Source organism: Bacillus sp. FJAT-25509 (assembly GCF_001420605.1).
Taxonomy (GTDB): domain Bacteria; phylum Bacillota; class Bacilli; order Bacillales; family Bacillaceae_G; genus Gottfriedia.
In genome coordinates, this window is sequence record NZ_LJIZ01000013.1 from 283,015 (window position 1) to 302,159 (window position 19,145).

General features: G+C 33.5%; 20 protein-coding genes and 2 other annotated features. Of the genes, 18 read left to right on the forward strand and 2 right to left on the reverse strand.

The genetic code is table 11. The annotated features are described in order from the left end of the window. Positions 1 to 309: 309 nt before the first annotated feature. Positions 310 to 660 (reverse strand): DUF3139 domain-containing protein, encoded by a 351-nt coding sequence (locus AN960_RS08640; RefSeq protein ID WP_056469668.1) that lies wholly within the window; start codon positions 658 to 660, stop codon positions 310 to 312. A 160-nt stretch (positions 661 to 820) separates the two neighbouring features. On the opposite strand from AN960_RS08640, the gene AN960_RS08645 reads away from it, so the two are divergent. From AN960_RS08645 to AN960_RS08695, 11 genes are all read left to right on the forward strand, one after another. Next, complete coding sequence (locus tag AN960_RS08645; protein ID WP_056469669.1) at positions 821 to 1,384, forward strand: hypothetical protein; 564 nt, start codon at positions 821 to 823, stop codon at positions 1,382 to 1,384. A gap of 50 nt (positions 1,385 to 1,434) precedes the next feature. Beyond that, a complete protein-coding gene (locus tag AN960_RS08650) occupies positions 1,435 to 2,187 on the forward strand; it encodes a hypothetical protein (protein WP_056469670.1) in 753 nt (250 codons plus the stop codon). 326 nt (positions 2,188 to 2,513) lie between these two features. Next, entirely contained in the window at positions 2,514 to 3,659 is a 1,146-nt protein-coding gene (locus AN960_RS08655) for an acyl-CoA dehydrogenase family protein (RefSeq protein WP_056469671.1), read from the forward strand. 11 nt (positions 3,660 to 3,670) lie between these two features. After that, positions 3,671 to 5,011 (forward strand): acetyl-CoA carboxylase biotin carboxylase subunit, encoded by a 1,341-nt coding sequence (locus AN960_RS08660; protein ID WP_056469672.1) that lies wholly within the window; start codon positions 3,671 to 3,673, stop codon positions 5,009 to 5,011. An 11-nt stretch (positions 5,012 to 5,022) separates the two neighbouring features. After that, positions 5,023 to 5,244 (forward strand): acetyl-CoA carboxylase biotin carboxyl carrier protein subunit, encoded by a 222-nt coding sequence (locus tag AN960_RS08665; RefSeq protein ID WP_056469678.1) that lies wholly within the window; start codon positions 5,023 to 5,025, stop codon positions 5,242 to 5,244. A 12-nt stretch (positions 5,245 to 5,256) separates the two neighbouring features. Continuing rightward, the gene (locus AN960_RS08670) at positions 5,257 to 6,168 is read left to right on the forward strand and encodes a hydroxymethylglutaryl-CoA lyase (protein WP_056469681.1); all 912 of its coding nucleotides are present in this window, start codon (positions 5,257 to 5,259) and stop codon (positions 6,166 to 6,168) included. Next, a complete protein-coding gene (locus AN960_RS08675) occupies positions 6,169 to 6,945 on the forward strand; it encodes an enoyl-CoA hydratase-related protein (protein WP_056469684.1) in 777 nt (258 codons plus the stop codon). A gap of 4 nt (positions 6,946 to 6,949) precedes the next feature. After that, positions 6,950 to 8,479, forward strand: a complete 1,530-nt coding sequence (locus AN960_RS08680) for an acyl-CoA carboxylase subunit beta (protein ID WP_056469690.1) — start codon at positions 6,950 to 6,952, stop codon at positions 8,477 to 8,479. Positions 8,480 to 8,675: 196 nt separating this feature from the next. Then, a complete protein-coding gene (locus AN960_RS08685) occupies positions 8,676 to 9,938 on the forward strand; it encodes a DUF2157 domain-containing protein (RefSeq protein WP_056469691.1) in 1,263 nt (420 codons plus the stop codon). Then, positions 9,928 to 10,431, forward strand: coding sequence for a GDYXXLXY domain-containing protein (locus AN960_RS08690; RefSeq protein ID WP_056469692.1), 504 nt, complete (start codon positions 9,928 to 9,930; stop codon positions 10,429 to 10,431). Before AN960_RS08685 ends, AN960_RS08690 begins: the two co-directional genes overlap by 11 nt. A gap of 162 nt (positions 10,432 to 10,593) precedes the next feature. Next, positions 10,594 to 11,097, forward strand: a complete 504-nt coding sequence (locus tag AN960_RS08695) for a VanZ family protein (RefSeq protein WP_056469693.1) — start codon at positions 10,594 to 10,596, stop codon at positions 11,095 to 11,097. 72 nt (positions 11,098 to 11,169) lie between these two features. Here AN960_RS08695 and AN960_RS08700 read toward each other — a convergent pair whose 3' ends face one another. Further along, the gene (locus tag AN960_RS08700) at positions 11,170 to 11,736 is read right to left on the reverse strand and encodes a biotin transporter BioY (RefSeq protein WP_056469694.1); all 567 of its coding nucleotides are present in this window, start codon (positions 11,734 to 11,736) and stop codon (positions 11,170 to 11,172) included. 157 nt (positions 11,737 to 11,893) lie between these two features. Here AN960_RS08700 and AN960_RS08705 point away from each other — a divergent pair, with 157 nt between their 5' ends. The 7 genes from AN960_RS08705 (at position 11,894) to AN960_RS08735 (ending at position 19,145) form a co-directional block, all read left to right on the forward strand. Next, the gene (locus AN960_RS08705; protein ID WP_056469695.1) at positions 11,894 to 12,412 is read left to right on the forward strand and encodes a GrpB family protein; all 519 of its coding nucleotides are present in this window, start codon (positions 11,894 to 11,896) and stop codon (positions 12,410 to 12,412) included. Between the two features lie 312 nt (positions 12,413 to 12,724). After that, positions 12,725 to 12,948 (forward strand) — a binding site (T-box leader). 51 nt (positions 12,949 to 12,999) lie between these two features. Then, positions 13,000 to 13,231: a binding site (T-box leader), on the forward strand. A gap of 595 nt (positions 13,232 to 13,826) precedes the next feature. Continuing rightward, positions 13,827 to 15,563: an aromatic amino acid hydroxylase gene (locus AN960_RS08710; protein ID WP_056469696.1), complete on the forward strand. Its 1,737-nt coding sequence runs from the start codon at positions 13,827 to 13,829 to the stop codon at positions 15,561 to 15,563. A 112-nt stretch (positions 15,564 to 15,675) separates the two neighbouring features. Then, on the forward strand, positions 15,676 to 16,044 hold the full coding sequence (locus AN960_RS08715; RefSeq protein WP_025568995.1) for a VOC family protein: 369 nt from the start codon (positions 15,676 to 15,678) through the stop codon (positions 16,042 to 16,044). A 120-nt stretch (positions 16,045 to 16,164) separates the two neighbouring features. After that, positions 16,165 to 16,956, forward strand: coding sequence for a YwqG family protein (locus AN960_RS08720; RefSeq protein WP_056469701.1), 792 nt, complete (start codon positions 16,165 to 16,167; stop codon positions 16,954 to 16,956). Between the two features lie 147 nt (positions 16,957 to 17,103). Further along, positions 17,104 to 18,090, forward strand: a complete 987-nt coding sequence (locus AN960_RS08725) for a GNAT family N-acetyltransferase (RefSeq protein ID WP_056469702.1) — start codon at positions 17,104 to 17,106, stop codon at positions 18,088 to 18,090. Between the two features lie 42 nt (positions 18,091 to 18,132). Continuing rightward, entirely contained in the window at positions 18,133 to 18,675 is a 543-nt protein-coding gene (locus AN960_RS08730) for a GNAT family N-acetyltransferase (protein WP_056469703.1), read from the forward strand. Between the two features lie 26 nt (positions 18,676 to 18,701). Beyond that, the gene (locus tag AN960_RS08735) at positions 18,702 to 19,145 is read left to right on the forward strand and encodes an SRPBCC family protein (protein WP_056469704.1); all 444 of its coding nucleotides are present in this window, start codon (positions 18,702 to 18,704) and stop codon (positions 19,143 to 19,145) included.

The window sequence follows — 19,145 nt, forward strand, 5'->3', positions numbered from 1 at the left end:
AACTGTGTTGCATATTGCTGGACCGAACAAAATAATAAAAATATACCTTATGATTTAAACTTTACTCCAAATCCAACTAATATTAAAAAAACTTATTGTAGTGAATTAGTATGGTATTCGTATTACAAAGCAGGTTTTGAATATAAAAAGCCTAGTACTTTATCAATGGGAGGTGGAGTTTTTAAAACAGTTTGGCAGCGTCCTTCAATTATCAAACCATACGACTTCTTAAATAACTTAGCTTTATCGTATAATAACTTTCATATTGTAAAAACATTTAATTGGTAAAAAGGAGGTCGCCTCCTTTTTTTAAGGGGTTTTACCTTTTATTTTTTCATATTCTCTAGCACTATATTCAACCCCATGTAAAATATAATAATCCAATTTTACTTTATTTTTTTGGTGGTCTTTATAATAATAATAAGTTCCCTGATCACCCAGTATTTCAACACAAACAAACCACTTTTTGTCTCCTTTTGCTTTAATCCAATCATAGACGGGTTTACTCACTTTAATATCTTTTTTAGCAACCCCTTTTTCTGTCACAAGATAATCTTCTACAGTATCCTTAGTTAAATCTAATTTAATATTTATATACAAATAAGAACTGATCACTTCAAATGCAATAACTACAAATATAACTACTATTTTCTTTCTCATAGCTAGACCTCCTTAGGATTAATAACTTAATAGTAAGGCATTAGTCTAAAATTAAAATGATATTTGGAAAACATTCATAAAGTATCCACTTATATACAAAAATTATTGTGTATTTTTGTTGAAACATACCGAAATAAATATAAAAGGAGGTAGAATTTTAGTGAAACAATTTAAGAAAAAAAGACTTGGATTAATTTTGTCATATGGAATTATTTTTTCTATCTTCGACCCATTATCTGCACTGGCAGCAGTTGTCCCTTCAAATAGTCGTCCTAGTGTTACTTATAGATCGACTAATGAATTTGGCAGTTCTGAACTTTTAGGTCCCTGGAAAGATAAAAAGTGGAATTATTACGCCTATTCTTATAAATATAATGGATGGGATAAAGATGCATTTGAAGCTGTAAATGCACAAGCGACAGTTACATTATCTTCTACTTCAAATTCTACTTATACCCTTTCCGGTTCTACTGAATTTGGAATTAAAAAAATTGCCGAAGCAAATCTAGGGGGAACATTTGGTAAGAGTTGGGGAAAAACATCAACTGTAGAATTTACTGCACAAAAAGGTTATATCTATGAATTATGGAGTGCTAATAAAATTAAGGTAGAAAAGTACAAATACACTTACAAACCTTTACTTGGCTCAAAAAAGACTTTGTACAGCAGGGCGAATGATCGTGACGGAACGTATAAATGGTTTTTCAGATATCCTCGCAAATAGTTTATTCTTTTTGAAATTTAAATTAGGAAAAAAAGAAGTGAGGAATATTATTGAAAAAACAGCTTTGTTTATTTATACTAACCGCTACACTCATTGCTATATTTACAGCATGCAACTCCCAAAAAAATAATCACCCTACGCATCCCATGCTTTCTGCTGTTGCTAAATTAGAAGGAGAAATTAAAAAAGAAAAAAATTATTTATTCTTTAATAAAAATGATTATACGAAAAGAATAACTTTATATTTCTACGATAATTACAATAAAGCACCAATTACAAATGTTAGATTATTTCGTGATAATGTATTAGTTAGTAAAAAAACGAAAGTAATTGATACATCAATTCATGATAATGGTATATTTACATTTGAATTGCGTGAGTATATACCTTTCTTTAATAGTATCGAATTAAGTAATCATAATGGTAGACTTTTAAAATTAAAAACAGGCGATTATCATTTTGAATTGGTCAATCTGGCAAATAATATAGAAAATGATTACAGGTGGTACTTAGAAAGTTATAACACAGGTGAAGGTAATTTTAAATTTGAAATGGATGCTAATTTTAGCAGGAAAAATTCTCAAAAAACAAAGTATGAGTTAAATTCTGCATATAAAAAGTTAAAAGGATTTAGTGTGGTAGAAATTCCCACGATTAAAGAAAAGAGTAATACTTTATTCTTTAAATACTCTGCAACTAGTTCAACCAAAGAGGCTGGTTCCTATGAAGTTTTAGTAGTTCAGAAGAATAGTAGTGGACAAGAGTATTTAATGGGTTCTGTTATTGTTCCATTAAAGGAATAATTACTAACTAGAAATAAGTCACGTCATTAATAAATGAAGTGATTTTTGTTTTTTTAAGAGGAAAACTTGATTGTCATGGACTAGTAGCACTTCAAACTATCTCTCCACCACTCCTCCCACTTTTCCTAACCTTTCCTCTTTTGTCTCAATTTGTCGAACATAGATTAAAGGAAAATGGTAGAAAATATCGAATATTATCAATTGTAAGACTAAAATATTTATTTCTTATACACGAAATATGGGACTCCACTGCTATTTGCTGCAGTTGGAGACATTCTTACGTTTTTAAAAACGTACCTAAATATTAAAAGGAGAGTGACTAACACATGGATTTTTTATTATCTAAAGAACAGCAAATGATTCAAGAAATGGTACGAGATTTCGCAGCGAAGGAAATTGAGCCTTTTGCAGAGGAACTTGATCGTGATAGCAAATTCCCGATTGAAACGTTCAAAAAAATGGGTGAATTAGGTTTATTAGGAATTCCGTTCCCTGAAGAATACGGCGGTAGCGGTGGCGATACGATTAGTTATGCGTTAGCTGTAGAAGAAATAGGGCGTGCATGTGGAGGAACAGGTTTAAGCTTTGCTGCAACATGTTCATTAGGTGCTTCTCCAATTTATTATTTCGGTACAGAGGAGCAAAAGCAAAAATTCTTAGTTCCAATGGCGCAAGGAAAAACACTTGGAGCTTTCGGTTTAACTGAGCCAAATGCGGGTTCTGATGCTGGTGGAACACAAACAAAAGCGGTTTTAGACGGTGATGAGTATGTGATTACTGGTGAAAAATGCTGGATTACAAATGCTCAGTATTCTAACACAATTATCGTAACTGCTTATACTTCTATTGATGAAAGAGGAAAGAAAAATATTTGTGCGTTTATCGTACCAACTGACTCAGAAGGATTAACAATTACAGATCCTTATGACAAGATGGGTGTTCGTGCTTCTAATACGACTCAAATTGTTTTAGATGGAGTACGTGTTCCAAAAGAAAACATTCTTGGCAATCCTGATAAAGGTTTTGGCCAATTCTTATATACATTAGATGGTGGTAGAATTTCAATTGCAGCACTTGCTGTAGGTATTGCACAGAAGGCTTTTGATAAAGCATTAGTATATGCAAAAGAACGTAAACAATTTAAACAACCTTTATCTAGTTTCCAAGCTATTCAATTTAAATTAGCTGATATGGCTATGGGAATTGAGTTAGCAAGAAATATGGTGCATAAAGCTGCATGGTTAAAAGACAATGGAAAACCGTTTACGAAAGAAGCGGCATTCGCTAAGTTATACGCATCTGAAATCGCTTCCAAAATTGCGAATGAATCATTACAAATTCATGGTGGATATGGTTACATGAAAGAGTATGGCATCGAACGTTTAGTGCGTGATGCTAAGTTACTTGAAATTGGTGAAGGTACGTCAGAAATTCAACGTATGGTAATTGCACGTCAATTAGGATGCCGATAAGGAGAGAGAATATGATCAAAATACTTATTGCAAACCGCGGGGAAATCGCATGTAGAATTATTGAAACATGTAAAAAGCTTCGTTATCAAACTGTAGCAGTTTATTCAGATGCTGATAAGGAAAGTTTGCATGTTAAGTTAAGTGATGAAGCATTTTCTTTAAAAGGTAATCATACAAAAGATACGTATTTAAACGCAGATTTAATTATAAAAATTGCAAAAGAAAATAATGTAACAGCTATTCATCCTGGTTATGGTTTCTTATCAGAAAATAGTGATTTTGCTAGAAAATGTAAAGAAGCAGGTATTTTATTTGTAGGTCCTAAGCCAGAGCATTTAGAGATGATGGGCGAAAAAATTAGAGCTAGACAAATAATGGAGCAATTAAACATTCCATTAATTAAAGGAAACTCTCACCCAATTCAATCAGTTGAAGAAGCGAGAGAAATAGCAGAGCAAATTGGTTATCCTGTTATGTTAAAAGCTTCTAGTGGTGGCGGCGGAATCGGTATGAAGTTAATCGAAAACGAAGCACAGCTAGAAAAAGAATTTTTAACAACACAAACGAGAGCACTTCAATTTTTTGCGAATGATGATGTATTCATTGAAAAAGCGATTATTAAACCGAGACATATTGAAGCACAAATCGCTGCTGATTCTCATGGTAACGCTGTTTTCTTATTTGAAAGAGATTGTTCTATTCAAAGAAGAAACCAAAAAGTTGTTGAGGAAGCACCATCACCATTCCTTTCTCCACAAGGTAGAAAGAAACTTGAAGAATATGCCCTAACAATAGCTAATCAAATGAAATATGTAAACGTGGGAACAATTGAATTTTTAGTTGATGAAAAAGAAAATATTTACTTCTTAGAAATGAATACTAGATTACAAGTTGAGCACGGTGTAACGGAAGGAATTACAGGAATTGATCTAGTTGAATGGCAGTTCCGTATCACATTTGGTGAAACACTTCCAATTCGTCCAACTCATGTAGAAATGAATGGTCACTCTATCGAAGTAAGGGTGTATGCTGAGGATCCTAAAACTTTCTTCCCATCGCCAGGAACAGTTCAACACTGTAACTTCCCAGAGGAGATTGGTGTACGTATTGATACACATCTTTATGATGGATGGGTTGTATCACCGTTTTATGATCCACTATTAGCGAAAGTGATTGTTACGGCTAATACAAGAAAAGAAGCTGTAATTCAACTGCACAATTATCTTAAAAAGGTAGAAATTGAAGGTATTAAAACAAATCTGCCGTTTTTGATTGATATTCTATCAACGGATGCATTCCAAGAAGGCGACTATACAACAAGTTTTATTAGTGAATATCAAAAAGTGAAATGAGGTAATTAAAAATGGAAAACTTAACTGCAATGATGGCTGGAAGCGTATGGAAATGTCTTGTATCTGTAGGAGACGAAATTAGTAGTGATCAAGATTATGTAATCTTAGAATCTATGAAAATGGAAATTCCGCATACTGCTCCTTATAAATGTAAAGTCGTAAATGTTTTCGTTAACGAAGGAGATTTTGTAAACGAGGGCGACTCTTTAATTCAAGTTGAAAAACTAGGTTAGGAGCTATTAGTGATGAAGCTACCTCAATCGGCTTTTATAAGAGAAGTAGGTCCACGTGATGGTTTGCAAAATGAAAAACAGTTTGTTTCCACTGAACAGAAGCTTGAGTGGATCAATTTATTAGTAGAGAGTGGTTTGTCTTATATTGAAGTTTCTTCATTTGTGAGACCAGACTGGATTCCTCAATTAAGTGACTCGGTAGATCTATTTACTAAGCTTAAGAAAAAAGATGGGGTCACTTATGCAGCTCTTGTTCCTAATAAAAGAGGGCTAATGAGTGCATTTGAAGTAGATGCAGATGAAATTAATTTCTTTGTATCTGCTAGCGAAACACATAATTTAAAAAACAAGAACGCGAGTATCGAGCATTCAATGAACGATATTCGCTCTATGATTACAGAATGTAAAAATAATAAAAAGACCACTAGAGCATATATTTCAACTGTCTTTGGTTGCCCATATGAGGGTGCTGTAGACCAAAAAAAGGTGATCAAACTTGCAAACCAATTACTTGAATGTGGAGTAGATGAAATTTCCTTAGGCGACACAATTGGAATTGCTAATCCTCTTCAGGTAAATCAATTTTTAGAAAATCTAGTTAAAGAAGTACCAATTAATCGAATTGCTATGCATTTCCATGATACTTATGGTCGTGCTATTGCAAACTTATATACTTCTTTACTATTTGGAATTGAAAAATTTGATTCATCAAATGGTGGACTAGGTGGTTGTCCATACGCACCAGGAGCTAGTGGAAATGTAGCTACTGAAGATGTTGTTTCATTACTACATAATTTAGGAATTACATCTAATGTGGATGAAAAGAAACTTCAACAAGCTACTTCATATATCTCTGAACAAATGAACTTAACACCAGTTAGTAAGCTATTTTCCGTATGGAATGGTTCAAAGGAGAGTATTTAAATGGAATCAAGTTTATTAGTAAGTGATATCGGTCATATTAGAATTCTTACATTAAATCGTACAAATGCAGCTAATTCATTATCACGTGAGTTACTAGATGCTCTTCATAGCCAAATGGATGAGTTAAAGAAATCATCTGTACGTGCTGTCATATTTACTGGTAGTGGATCATCTTATTTCTGTAGTGGTGCTGATTTAAAAGAAAGAAGAGGCATGACTGAGAGTGAGGCTCGAGAAACTGTTGAAAAAATCGGGACACTTTTTGAAAAAGTTGAAAGATTACCTATGCCAACAATAGCAGCAATCAATGGAGTTGCCTTAGGTGGTGGACTAGAACTTGCTTTAGCATGTGATTTAAGAATTGCTCATAAAGAAGCAATCGTTGGTTTACCAGAAACATCTTTAGCGATTATTCCAGGTGCTGGTGGTACACAAAGGCTTCCACGTTTAATTGGACTTGGAAGAGCGAAGGAACTAATCTTTACTGGCAATCGTTTAAATGCACTTGAAGCTGAAGGCTACGGAATTCTAGAACATGTTGTTGAAATAGATGAATTACAAAATAAGGCGCTTGAAATGTGCGAAACAATCGCAAGTAAAGGTCCTCTTGCAATCCGTGCAGCAAAAAAGGCGATTCAACGCGGTTTCGATCTTCCTTTAGATTTAGGACTAAGATTAGAAACTTATGAATATGAAACTTTACTGCATACAAACGACCGTATGGAAGGTTTAGTAGCATTTCAAGAAAAGCGTAAGCCGCAATATAAAGGAGAGTAATTGCATGTCAAACGAAGCAACATATCAAGCTCGAAAAGAACAAATACTTTCTGGTGGGAAAGAAAAATATCATGAGAGCAATGCCAAAATTGGTAAGCTCTTTGCAAGAGAAAGAATTAATCAACTTTTAGATAAAGACAGTTTTGTAGAAGATGGTTTCTTTGCAAACTGTATGAATGACGAATTTCCAGCAGATGGCATCGTAACAGGAATCGGTAAAATTAATGGCCGTACTGTTTGTGTAATGGCGAATGATTCGACTGTAAAAGCAGGTTCATGGGGCGAAAAAACAGTAGAAAAGATTATCCGCATTCAAGAAACATGTTTAAAAATGCTTGTACCTCTAATTTATTTAGTGGACTCTGCAGGTGCACGTATTACCGATCAAGTATTTATGTTCCCAGGTAGACGTGGTGCTGGACGTATATTCCACAACCAAATTAAGCTATCAGGTCAAGTACCTCAAATTTGTTTATTATTTGGACCTTCTGCTGCAGGTGGAGCTTATATTCCTGCATTTTGTGATTCTGTATTTATGGTTGAAGGTAATTCTTCAATGTACTTAGGATCACCTCGTATGGCTGAAATGGTAATTGGTGAAAAAGTTACGCTCGATGAAATGGGTGGAGCTAGAATGCACTGTTCAGTTTCAGGCTGTGGAGATGTATTATGTGAGTCAGAAGAAGAAGCGATTGCTAAGTTAAAAGATTATTTATCTTACTTACCGACTAATTTCAAGCAAGGGGCACCTGTTGTTGAGGCGAAAAATCCTGTACAAAAGGAGAAGTCTTTAGCAGAAATTATTCCAAGCAATCAAAACGTACCATTTTCTATTTATGAATTTATTGACCGAGTAGTTGATGAAGATTCATTCTTCGAAATTAAAAAGCTATTTGCACCTGAACTAGTGACTGGTTTTGCTAGATTAGATGGACGTAGCGTAGGGATTATCGCTAACCAACCGAGAGTTAAAGGTGGCGTATTATTCCATGATTCAGCTGATAAAGCAGCTAAATTTATTAATTTATGTGATGCTTACCATATTCCTTTATTATTCTTAATGGATGTACCTGGCTTCATGATTGGTACTAAAGTAGAGCGTGCAGGAATTATCCGCCATGGAGCAAAAATGCTTTATAGCATGAGTAATGCTTCTGTTCCAAAAATCTCAGTTATCGTTCGTAAAGCTTACGGTGCTGGACTTTATGCAATGGCAGGCCCAGCATTTGAAACAGACTGTGTAATTGCATTCCCATCTGCTCAAATTGCTGTAATGGGTCCTGAAGCTGCTGTAAACGCAGTATATGCAAATAAAATTGCAAGCTTACCAAAAGAAGAACAAGCTGCCTTTATCCAAGAAAAACGTAAAGAGTATGCTGAGGACATCGATATTTACCGTTTAGCATCTGAGCTAGTGGTAGATGTAGTCATTCAACCAGAAGAACTGCGTACAGAGCTAATTAAACGCTTTGCATACTACTCAGAATCATATGAAACTCCTGCTACGAAAAAACATGGTGTTTATCCTGTATAAAAGATGATGAAACAGCCCTAGAGATAGGGCTGTTTTTTATAAAGCTCTTAGTGGGAAATCTTATAATTTAAACAAACGTTTGATTAAACATATTCTCCTAAAATTTTAGATTTAGAGGTAATTTATGTTTTATTAAGAAATTATAATAGTAATGGAAGTATTTTTATATACTGCTACTAAAAGGGGGGGGGATTACATGAGTAAATTAGATCAGAAGCTAAAAGAATGGCACGAGAATAACTTACTAGATGAAGAATCATTAAATCGAATAGTTGAGTATGAAAGGCACCGGGCTAAAGCTGAAAAGCAATCATTTTTAGGGGATATTGTGCCATTTTTAATTGCCTTACTTGTAGCATTTTCAATTTTAGCGCTTGTGGGTAGTAACTGGAACGACTTTAGCCAAACCATGAGATTAGTCATTATTTTTATAACATTATTAGTTTTCCATGCAGTTGCTTTTATAAGCTATCAAAAGGGAAAAGAATTGTTTGGACATTGTTTAAACTTTATTAATGTAATTGGGTACGCATGTGCATTTGTTTTAATTGTACAAATGTATCAATTTACAAGTAACAGTCCAGTATTTTTGATCACTTGGACAATGCTCGCGTTTCTTTACTATTATGTGTTAAAGCATAAAATGTTTTATTATCTTTTCTTAGGAATCGGATTTTTTAGTTTGAGCTATAGTGCTGGATTAGAAACGGCACATGTTTATCTTCTTCAAATTCCATTGTTACTTTGCTCAATTTATTTCTTGAAAATCATGAAGAACAGGTGGAATGCCAGCTTTAATTATTCATTTATGGGATATATTGTCATTATGTTTTTCCAAACATTTTCAGATCGCCAATATATAACGCCGATTATTGTAGTAGTGTTTATTCTTTGGTTCTTAAATGAGCGCGGCGTTATAGATTATGTTCTTCTACCTGTATTTACAATATTTGTATGGCTATTTACTTTTATTACTTCAATTTTTGGAGGATCATATGATGCAGTTCACGAGATGCAAAAGGAATTTTCGCATGGATTTTTAAAGCCGATTGCAGTACCACTGTTTGATACGATCATTCTATTAATCCTTTTACTAGCAATCTATACTGTTTACAAGAAATGGAAGGACAATATATCGTTTAATAATTATCTTTGGATCTTCTTATTTATATTCTTATTACCGATTCTAGGAGTTCAAGATAAATTAGCAAATATGATTGTAGGGGTATTAATATTATTTGCTTATTCATGTATACGTTTATTTAAAGGTGTATCAGGTCAGGAAAAAGGAAGCATTATTATAGGCTTTATCACATTTGCTACACTCGTAATTGGAATTTATACAGGATTTGCCGTTTCGTTTATAAGTAAATCAATTGTGTTTATTATCCTTGCAGTAATTTTATATTTTGTCTATACCCAATCGAAAAAAGCAAGAGGTGATGAACATGCAAAATAAGAAGAAATTACTTTTGCTTTCAATCATTCAATTTGTTTTATTACTAGCTTTACTTGGAAACATAATGTACTTTAAGCAATCAGCCGATACGTTTAAAATAAATTCACAGAGTTTGGATCCAGTAGAACCTTTATTAGGACATTATGCAGCCCTTTCATATGATTTTGACTCAATAACTATGAAGGATTGGAAAGGTAATGGTAAGCCGAAAGAAGGGGAAAACGTTTATATTGTTTTTCAAAAGGGTCAAAACGATATTTATCAATTAAATTATGTAACGGATCATCGTCCAAAGCATTCAAAATACATTAAAGCAACGATTCAATACACATATATGGGAGAAGAAAAAGAAATTGTAATCAACCATAATCTAAGTCGTTTTTACATTCCTGAAAGCCAAATGGACAAATACAATAAAGGTGGGTCTAAGTATATTGTTACAGTCCAACAAAAGGGAGATCGATCAGTCGTTAAAGCTGTTGATGTACAATGAAGCAACCACTCAATTGAGTGGTTATTTTTTTAGTAACTTTAATGAGTTTTGCAGTAAAACTAAATGGATTTTGAATTTAAGACATATTAATTGAGAAACCATCTATAAAAAATGGAAATATGTGGTATTATTTAATGTGTAAAATGACGGAGATTTTAAAAGATGAATAAAATTATAAAAATAATATTATTACTATTAATCTGTTTGTATTTAATGATTCTTACTGAAAGAATTCTATTTAAATATTTACCAGTATCACAATTTATTAGCCATTTAGAATTTAATTTCACTAGAGATCATTGGTGGAGATCAAATAACTTTATTCCATTCAAAACGATTACTTTTTATTTGTTTTTGGCTGATATTAATTTTGATATTAGAATTAGTAATTTGGCTGGCAATATTATCGGGTTTATGCCATTTGGCTTCTTGTTGCCGTTAATAGTTAAGAAGTATGATCGTTTGAAATCAATTTTAAAAGCGACTTTCATTTTAAGTTTAACTTATGAAATACTTCAGTTATTATTTGGGCTAGGTAGCTTTGATGTTGATGATTTGATATTAAATACACTTGGCGGTGGATTAGGTTATTTAGTTTTGAAAATAATAAAATTGATTTTTAATTTGAAGAATAAACAAAGGGTTAATACATCTAAAATGTATTGAAGAATTCTATTTCTAAACTCCCTTTCAACAATATAAAAAGAGCTCACATCATAAAAATGAGCTCTTTTTGTATTACGCTGAAATTTCATCACGTTTTAATAAATTAGCTTTTGCTAAACGTTTTCCAATAATAACACCTAATGCAGATGCTACATATGCTTTAACTAATCCAAGAATAATGAAAGGATAAAAACCGAAAGCCATTGCATCGTGCCAGCTTAGAGAAGCTGCAATTTTTAACCACACAGTACCAAAAATTAATGTAACAAACATTCCGATTATGTTTGCAATCATTGCATTTAAGACTGTGAACTTAGTTTTTTCGATATAGTAAGCGATGATGAAAATAGTTGGAATAAATCCAATTAAATAACCGCCCGTTGAACCGACTAGTACGCCAAATCCCGCAGCACCACCTGCGAAAACCGGAATTCCGATTGCTCCAAGTGCTAAATAAAGAAGTAACGAGATTGTTCCGTATTTTTTACCTAAAATCGTAGCCGCTAAGCCAATTGCTAATGTTTGTCCTGTGATTGGAACAGGAGAAAAGGGTAAAGGAATAGATACTTGAGATAGTATACCAATAATTGCTGCAAATAAAGCTGAATTAATAAGCATTTTTAATCTTTCTTGTTGCATTACTATATCTCCCTCTCTGTATGTTAACTTATTTCATTTGTTAGTTAACATATTATAAATTAATTATATTTTATATAAGAAGATTGTCAATATGTATGAATCTAAAGGTAAAATTTATTTAAGAATAGAAAAAAATTAATGATGAAGAGGTGTAAACGTGACAAGAGCAAATGTCTTGATAAAAAATTATGATCCTAATTGGGAACTACAATTTGAAGAAGAAAAGGGGAAAATTCTATCCGCCATACCCCAAAAAATAATTCAAATTGAACATATTGGAAGTACTTCAATTAAAGGATTAGGAGCAAAACCAATAATTGATATTATGATTGGGGTAACTAAATTAGAAGATTTTGAAGAGCTAATTCAACCGTTAAGCACAATTGATTTTGAATATGTACCAAAGCCGGAACTTACAGATAGAAGGTTTTTTAGAAAGGGTTTATGGGGACAAGGTACTTGTCATTTACATATTTGCGAACATACAAGTAAAGAATGGATTGAAAAATTATTATTTAGAGATTACTTGAGAGAGAATCCTAAAATTGCCGAAGATTATTTGTATCTAAAAAAGAGTCTCGTTAAGGAATATCAATATGATCGTCAAACTTATACAAAGAAAAAAGAACCATTTATAAGAGAAGTTATTAAGTGCGCTCGGAATGAAATATATTAATATAATGTTTTTTTGTTAGTTCTATGTGAGCATGAAATAAATATAAAAAAGTAAATATAACTTTTTAAATATGTTAATTGTTAAATCATTGTTTAGATTGTACAGAACGAAAGGGTAAATGTGTTGTTTTTATATAAATTAGGATACGAATTCTTGAATAAGTTTATGGGGTTAAATGGTGCATTTTGAACAGTCTTTTCTAAAGATAATGATTTGAAACTATATCCGGATAATAAAGCTTCTGGAAAAATGGACATTAAAAAGTGTTGACATTTACGGAAAATAGGAATAAAGTATGTATTAATTGAATCGCGAAAAGCAATGATAGGAATTTTATTAGTGTAGTTTTCCCTGTAACAGAGAGCTGGTGGTTGCTGCAAACCAGTACATAGAACACATGAATTACGATCCTAGAGCATCTTCCTCGAAACGAATTGTGAGGGGAAGACGGTGAAGAGCCGTTATGAAATGAAGATATTAGTATCGTTTTTAATACTAATAATTTAGGGTGGTACCGCGAATATTTCGTCCCTACTGTGCAAACAGTAGGGACTTTTTTATTTTAAGAATATAATTTAATTAAATAATAATAAGCAATGAATGGAACTAAAGTAGTGAAGTTTTCCCTGTAACAGAGAGCTGATGGTTGGTGCAAATCAGTACATAAAACGTCATGAATTACAATCCACGAGCTTCTTCTTCGAAACAAATTGTGAGGGGAAGACGGTGAAGAGCCGTTATGAAATGAAGATATTAGTAAGTTTTAGTAAAACAGCTAATAACTAGGGTGGTACCGCGAATTTAAAGTTCGTCCCTACTGTGCAAACAGTAGGGATTTTTTTATGTTCAAAAATCTTGGATTCATGTATAGATGTAACGGAATATGCTACTAGTGTGAGAAGAACTAAGGTAAAACATAAGCTTGTCTTTTTTGAGTTGTCTAGTTCCAGGCGTTAGCCCCTCGAGGTCATAAGCCAAAGTCCAATAAAGGTAAAAACCAACCTTTACCGGCCTTTGTCTTATGCTTGTCGGGGCTGAGCAAACGCCTTCCACATTTCGTGTTGTCTAGTTCCAGGCGTTAGCCCCTCGAGGTCATAAGCCAAAGTCCAATAAGGTAAAAACCAACCTTTATCGGCCTTTGTCTTATGCTTGTCGGGGCTTTAGCAAACGCCTTCCACATTTCGTGTTTGAAAGGAGTGATGTGTTTGGTTGATTATGACTATGTATACCGAAAAAAAAAAGATTTTGTAGAAAGAAGGAGTAATTTGGAAAAAGTAGAAATGGTTAAATGATGGAAACTTGCTTAAAAATGCTCAAAAAAGCTTTTAGCAAGATATAGATAGAACGGGTATTTTTAAGAAAGTAGAGTAATAGATTTTTAAGTGAAATAATTTTAAAAAGGGGAATTGATGACATGAAAGAAGCAGCCTTTGAAACAAAAATAATACCACCTCATTTGAAACAATACTTATCGGAGCAAAATTATGATCTTTACACGCCAATTGATCATGCTGTATGGCGCTATGTAATGAGACAAAATCATCACGCATTAAAAGATAAAGCACATTCTGCATTTGTCGATGGACTAAAAATGTCAGGAATTGAAACGGAAAAAATTCCAAATGTAGCTGAAATGAACGAGAGCCTTTCAAAAATCGGTTGGGGCGCAGGAATCGTTAATGGATTAATTCCAGGCGCTGCATTTTTTGAACTATTAGCAAATGGTATTTTACCAATCGCAACTGAAATTAGACAAATAACGAATATAGAATATACACCTGCTCCGGATATTATTCATGAGGCTGCAGGACACGCGCCAATATTATTTGATCCTGTATTTAGAGAGTACGTACAAAAAATTGGATCAATTGGTGCAAAGGCATTTGCTACAAAAGAAAAACAAGAACTATTTGAAGCAGTTAGAAATTTAACGATTGTAATGGAAGATCCAAAATCGACTCCAGAAGAAAAAGCTGCTGCACAAAGATTAGTTGAAGAAAGACAAAAAGCAATTGTTGGAATTTCAGAAGCTGAAAAAATTTCACGCGTATTCTGGAGAACAGTTGAATATGGTTTAATAGGTGAACTAGATAATCCAAAAATTTACGGTGCTGGTTTATTATCATCAGTAGGTGAAAGCACACATTGCTTTACAGATGCAGTTGAAAGATTACCTTTCTCTATTGAAGCTTCTACATTACAACCGAAAAATATAACTGAAATGCAAGCACAATTATTTGTATGCAAAGATTTCGATGAATTAATGCAAGGTGCTGAGGAATTAGCAAGCACTATGGCATTCCGTGTAGGTGGCACTGAAAGTTTAGATAAAGCTCTTAAATCGAAAACTGTTGCTACATTTGAATTAAATTCTGGATTAAGTGTAACTGGTATTGTTCATGCAATCGTTAAAGACGAAAATGGTGAAGCAATTTACGTTAATACAACTGGCGAAACAGCACTTTCAATAAACAATAAGCAATTAGAAGGTCACGGAAAAGACTACCATGCTAAAGGATTTGGTACGCCAATTGGACTTCTAAAAGGAAATATTGAATTAGAAGAATGTAATGATGCTGCACTTAAAAATTTAGGTATTGTCATAGGGAACTTTGTTGATTTAGAATTCTTAAGCAATGTAAGCGCTTCCGGAAGAATTGTGAATATCATTAAAAATGAAGATAAAGTTGCATTAATCTCATTTGAAGACTGCACTGTTACTTACGAAGGAAAAGAATTATTCAAAAAAGAGTGGGGAACTTTTGATATGGCAGTTGGTTCTCGAGTTGAATCAGCATACCCTGGTGCAGCAGATCCAACGGCTTACTTTAGTGATTCAATTAAAGAAGTAGAGTTCGTAATGGAAACACCAGCTCAATTAACTGAATTAGAAAAATTATATAAAGAAGTTAGAGTAATTAGAGAAAAGAATACATTCTGTGATGACTGTATTTCTAAACTAATTGCTGTGCATAACGAACTTAATCGTGAACACCAAAGTGATTGGTTATTACGATTAGAATTACTTGAAATAGCTACAGTTAATGCTAAATTAGCGCAAATTGTTGAACCATTAAAAGCTGAATTGGAAGCATTAAGAAAAGAAGATTCTTTAAAGAATCTTATTACAAATGGCTTAAAGTTAGTTTGATAAGTTGGAATATTGGGAAAAGCGTTACTTCTATAGAGGTAATGCTTTTCTTATTTTTTAGTTCTGGTAATCTAAAGATATAAACTTTTCATAATGAGAGAGGTGCTAATCAATGGCATTTGAAGTAAAAGGAATTGACCATATTCAATTAGTTTGTCCAAAGGGTGGAGAGGACGAAGCTAGAAAATTTTATAATGGAATTTTAGGAATGAAGGAATTGCCAAAGCCGGAAAATTTAAAAGGCAGAGGTGGATGCTGGTTTATTTGTGGTAATCAAGAAATTCATATTAGTATTCAAGAAGATTTTATAGCACCTAAAAAAGCTCATCCTGGTTTAATTGTTACAAACATAGAGGCATTAAGAGAGCAACTCCTTCAACTCAACTTTGAAATCAAAGAGGAACCACCAATAGAAGGTCGTACTCGCTTTTTTGTTAATGATCCATTTGGGAACAGAGTCGAGTTTTTAGAATTTCATTAAGAAATAATTGCTAACCACTGTATATAAACAGTGGTTTTTTACTTTTAATCAGAGATTTATCGAGAATTAAATTGTTAAAATTGATATGATTTAATTATCAAATACAAAAGAAGGTGCCCCGTGGTTAAACAATTAAAGTTACCGAAAGAGTTACAGATTTATAAAGAAACAATTGAGTCTACTTTTAAAGATTCAGTTGAAATTGAACCAATCGTAAGAAAGACTTCTTTAATAGAAAGTAAATTTTCAGGAGACCCTTATTTTCCATCTAGTATGGAGTATCCAAAGGATGAAAACGAGGAGCCTATGAAATTACTTGCTCAGATTAATTTTTCTGAGTTACCTAAAATAGAAAATTTTCCAACATCGGGGTTACTTCAATTTTATATAGCGATTGATGATCTGTATGGGCAAGATTTTGAACATCCAACAAGTCAAAAAAGCTTTAGGGTTATCTATCATGAAAATTTAAATGAAACAAACCTAATTGAAGACTTCTCTTTTATAACTGTAGAAGATGAATTTCCAATTGGAATAGAAGCAGCAATGCATTTTGAATTAACAGCTCAACCAATATCCCCTGAAGCAATGGACTTTGAGAAAATCGACTTTGACGTACCGTTTGACGCAGAAATTGATCATGAGGATTATGAAGAGCTAGGTGAGCTTTATTTTGAATACTTTAGTGGAGATGGTCATCGAATTGGAGGGTATCCATACTTTACTCAGTCAGATCCAAGAGATTATGTTAAAAAAACTGAAAATCACTCTATCTTGTTATTACAAATTGATAGTGATGATACGATTGAATGTATGTTTGGCGATGTTGGTGTAGCGAATTTCTTTATTAAAAAAGAGGATTTGTTAAAAAAGGATTTTACTAATGTCCTATACACATGGGATTGTTGCTGAATTTTACTAGATGAAAGAGAGCATATCCAGCTATAAGCAGGAAGTAGTGAACTTTTTATGGAACTAGTAATGAGTGAATGAAATGATAATTTAAATAGTCGGAATTATTAAGTAGTTACACTTGTAAAAGTTGCAAGGAGGTTTGTTATGAAATTTATCGCATTCGAAAATATACACTTAGATGAAGCGGCTAGTCTCTTGGCTATCCGTCATATGTATGACCGAAGTATAAACTCTGAATTACCATCTAAATTTGAAGAGGCTACATATGCTAAGAAAGCTATTGAGGCGCTTTTTAATGAAAAGGATAGTTTTGGTATTGCAGCGATGAATGATTCGGAGTTAGTTGGCTATATGATTGGGTCAATTCAAACAGATAAAAATCGAGAACGTCATACTTGGATTAAGTATGCAGGGATGGCGATAGCAGAAAGTGAAGATGCAGAATTATATCGTGAGTTATATGTAGAGTTTGCGAAGAAAATGGTAGAGCTTGGTTCGTTTAATCATTATGTAATGGTTCCAAGTGGAAATAAGTCGACTTTAGATGCATGGTTTCACTTAGGATTTGCTTATGAGCAGGTTCATGGAATACGTGATTTGTCAGTTTCGTCGGAAAGAGTATTTGAAGATATACAGATTCGAGTGGCTACTAGTGAAGATGAAAAAAGAGTACGTGAATTAGCAACTGTGATCATGGAACACCAAGCAAAATCACCGGTATTTGCACCAGGGTTTATTGAAGAAAGAGAGGACTATCAGGAAGGTTACGCAGAAATCATTAATGATGAAGCCGCAACTTTATGGTTAGCTCTCTATAAAAATGAGATTGTAGGTTTTCAAGTATTTGAATCAGCGGCAGCATCTGATGAGAATTTATTAACACCTGAATCTTGCATTAGTTTAGTAGTGGGAGCAACGGTCGAAACTTCTCGCGGAATGGGCGTTAGCACGGCCTTACTACAGCATGGACTTACGTTTACTGACAAAGAAGGCTATAAACTGTGCGAAACAGATTGGAGAATAACGAATTTAGAATCCTCGAGATTCTGGCCAAAAAATGGTTTTAAACCGATAGCGTACCGTCTAGTCCGTAAGATTGATCCAAGAATAATATGGGCAACAGGCGTTTAATGGGTCAGGAAAAGCAGGGAAATTAGGGAGTGTAGGAAACAGATGCAATTAGTTGGTAATAATATATATTTAAGACAGTTAGAAGTCGCAGATGCTGAGGATTTTTTATCATACGAAGTTCGAAATAGAGAGTTTTTTAAACCTTTTACATATATAAAAGACGAGAGTTTCTATACTTTGGAAGCTCAGCAGGATCGCATTAAGTCATATAAAGAGAAAAGCGACAATGATCTGTATTATGGCTTTGGTATCTTTTTAAAGGAAACAAATGCTTTTATAGGTTTTACGATGCTAGCAGAGGTTTTAAGAGGAGATTTACAAAGTTGTTTTGTTGGTTATTCTTTAGATGAACAACAAAATGGTAAAGGATATACAACTGAAGCTGCAAAGTTAGTTGTAGAATATGCCTTTAATGAATTAAAATTACATCGCATTGAAGCAGGTGTAATGCCTCATAATATTGGTTCAATTAGGGTATTAGAAAAGGCTGGTTTCCATAAAGAGGGCATTGCCAAGAAAAATGTCCGTATAAATGGGAAGTGGGAAGATCACCAAATGCTAGCTATTATTAATGAAAATGAATAACTATCTAACTTTTTGGAGGGATTAATATGAATATTATTAGTTATCCAGATTTATCGAATAGACCACATAGTCTCACTGTGGAACGAGTAATGGAAAATTCAATAGATGTATTGTATGAGGCTTGGACAAAAAGATTTGGAGATTGGTTTGCTGCGCCAGGTTCGGTGATTATGAAGGCAGAGGTTAATTCTGTATTTTTCTTTGAGACGCATTTTGAAGATAAACGTCATCCTCATTATGGTCGCTTTTTAAAGCTTGAGCACAATCAACTTGTAGAGATTACTTGGTTCACTTCAGGATCAAAAGCAGAGACTGTAGTCACTGTAGAGTTTTCTACAGATGAAAGTGGAGCAGCAGTTATTAAATTGACACATGCGGGATTCCCAGATGAATTATCAAGAGACCAACACGAGCAAGCGTGGCCGATGGTGCTTGAACAACTTGATCGTCGAATGAAGGAATTAGCATAA

Excerpts from the sequence above, each read along its gene's own strand:
- AN960_RS08670 (WP_056469681.1), top strand. The coding sequence starts at position 5,257 with ATGAAGCTACCTCAATCGGCTTTTATAAGAGAAGTAGGTCCACGTGAT.
- AN960_RS08715 (WP_025568995.1), top strand. The coding sequence starts at position 15,676 with ATGGCATTTGAAGTAAAAGGAATTGACCATATTCAATTAGTTTGTCCA.
- AN960_RS08675 (WP_056469684.1), top strand. The coding sequence starts at position 6,169 with ATGGAATCAAGTTTATTAGTAAGTGATATCGGTCATATTAGAATTCTT.
- AN960_RS08700 (WP_056469694.1), bottom strand. The coding sequence starts at position 11,736 with ATGCAACAAGAAAGATTAAAAATGCTTATTAATTCAGCTTTATTTGCA.
- AN960_RS08695 (WP_056469693.1), top strand. The coding sequence starts at position 10,594 with ATGAATAAAATTATAAAAATAATATTATTACTATTAATCTGTTTGTAT.
- AN960_RS08730 (WP_056469703.1), top strand. The coding sequence starts at position 18,133 with ATGCAATTAGTTGGTAATAATATATATTTAAGACAGTTAGAAGTCGCA.
- AN960_RS08655 (WP_056469671.1), top strand. The coding sequence starts at position 2,514 with ATGGATTTTTTATTATCTAAAGAACAGCAAATGATTCAAGAAATGGTA.
- AN960_RS08680 (WP_056469690.1), top strand. The coding sequence starts at position 6,950 with ATGTCAAACGAAGCAACATATCAAGCTCGAAAAGAACAAATACTTTCT.
- AN960_RS08725 (WP_056469702.1), top strand. The coding sequence starts at position 17,104 with ATGAAATTTATCGCATTCGAAAATATACACTTAGATGAAGCGGCTAGT.
- AN960_RS08640 (WP_056469668.1), bottom strand. The coding sequence starts at position 660 with ATGAGAAAGAAAATAGTAGTTATATTTGTAGTTATTGCATTTGAAGTG.
- AN960_RS08735 (WP_056469704.1), top strand. The coding sequence starts at position 18,702 with ATGAATATTATTAGTTATCCAGATTTATCGAATAGACCACATAGTCTC.
- AN960_RS08690 (WP_056469692.1), top strand. The coding sequence starts at position 9,928 with ATGCAAAATAAGAAGAAATTACTTTTGCTTTCAATCATTCAATTTGTT.
- AN960_RS08710 (WP_056469696.1), top strand. The coding sequence starts at position 13,827 with ATGAAAGAAGCAGCCTTTGAAACAAAAATAATACCACCTCATTTGAAA.
- AN960_RS08685 (WP_056469691.1), top strand. The coding sequence starts at position 8,676 with ATGAGTAAATTAGATCAGAAGCTAAAAGAATGGCACGAGAATAACTTA.
- AN960_RS08660 (WP_056469672.1), top strand. The coding sequence starts at position 3,671 with ATGATCAAAATACTTATTGCAAACCGCGGGGAAATCGCATGTAGAATT.
- AN960_RS08665 (WP_056469678.1), top strand. The coding sequence starts at position 5,023 with ATGGAAAACTTAACTGCAATGATGGCTGGAAGCGTATGGAAATGTCTT.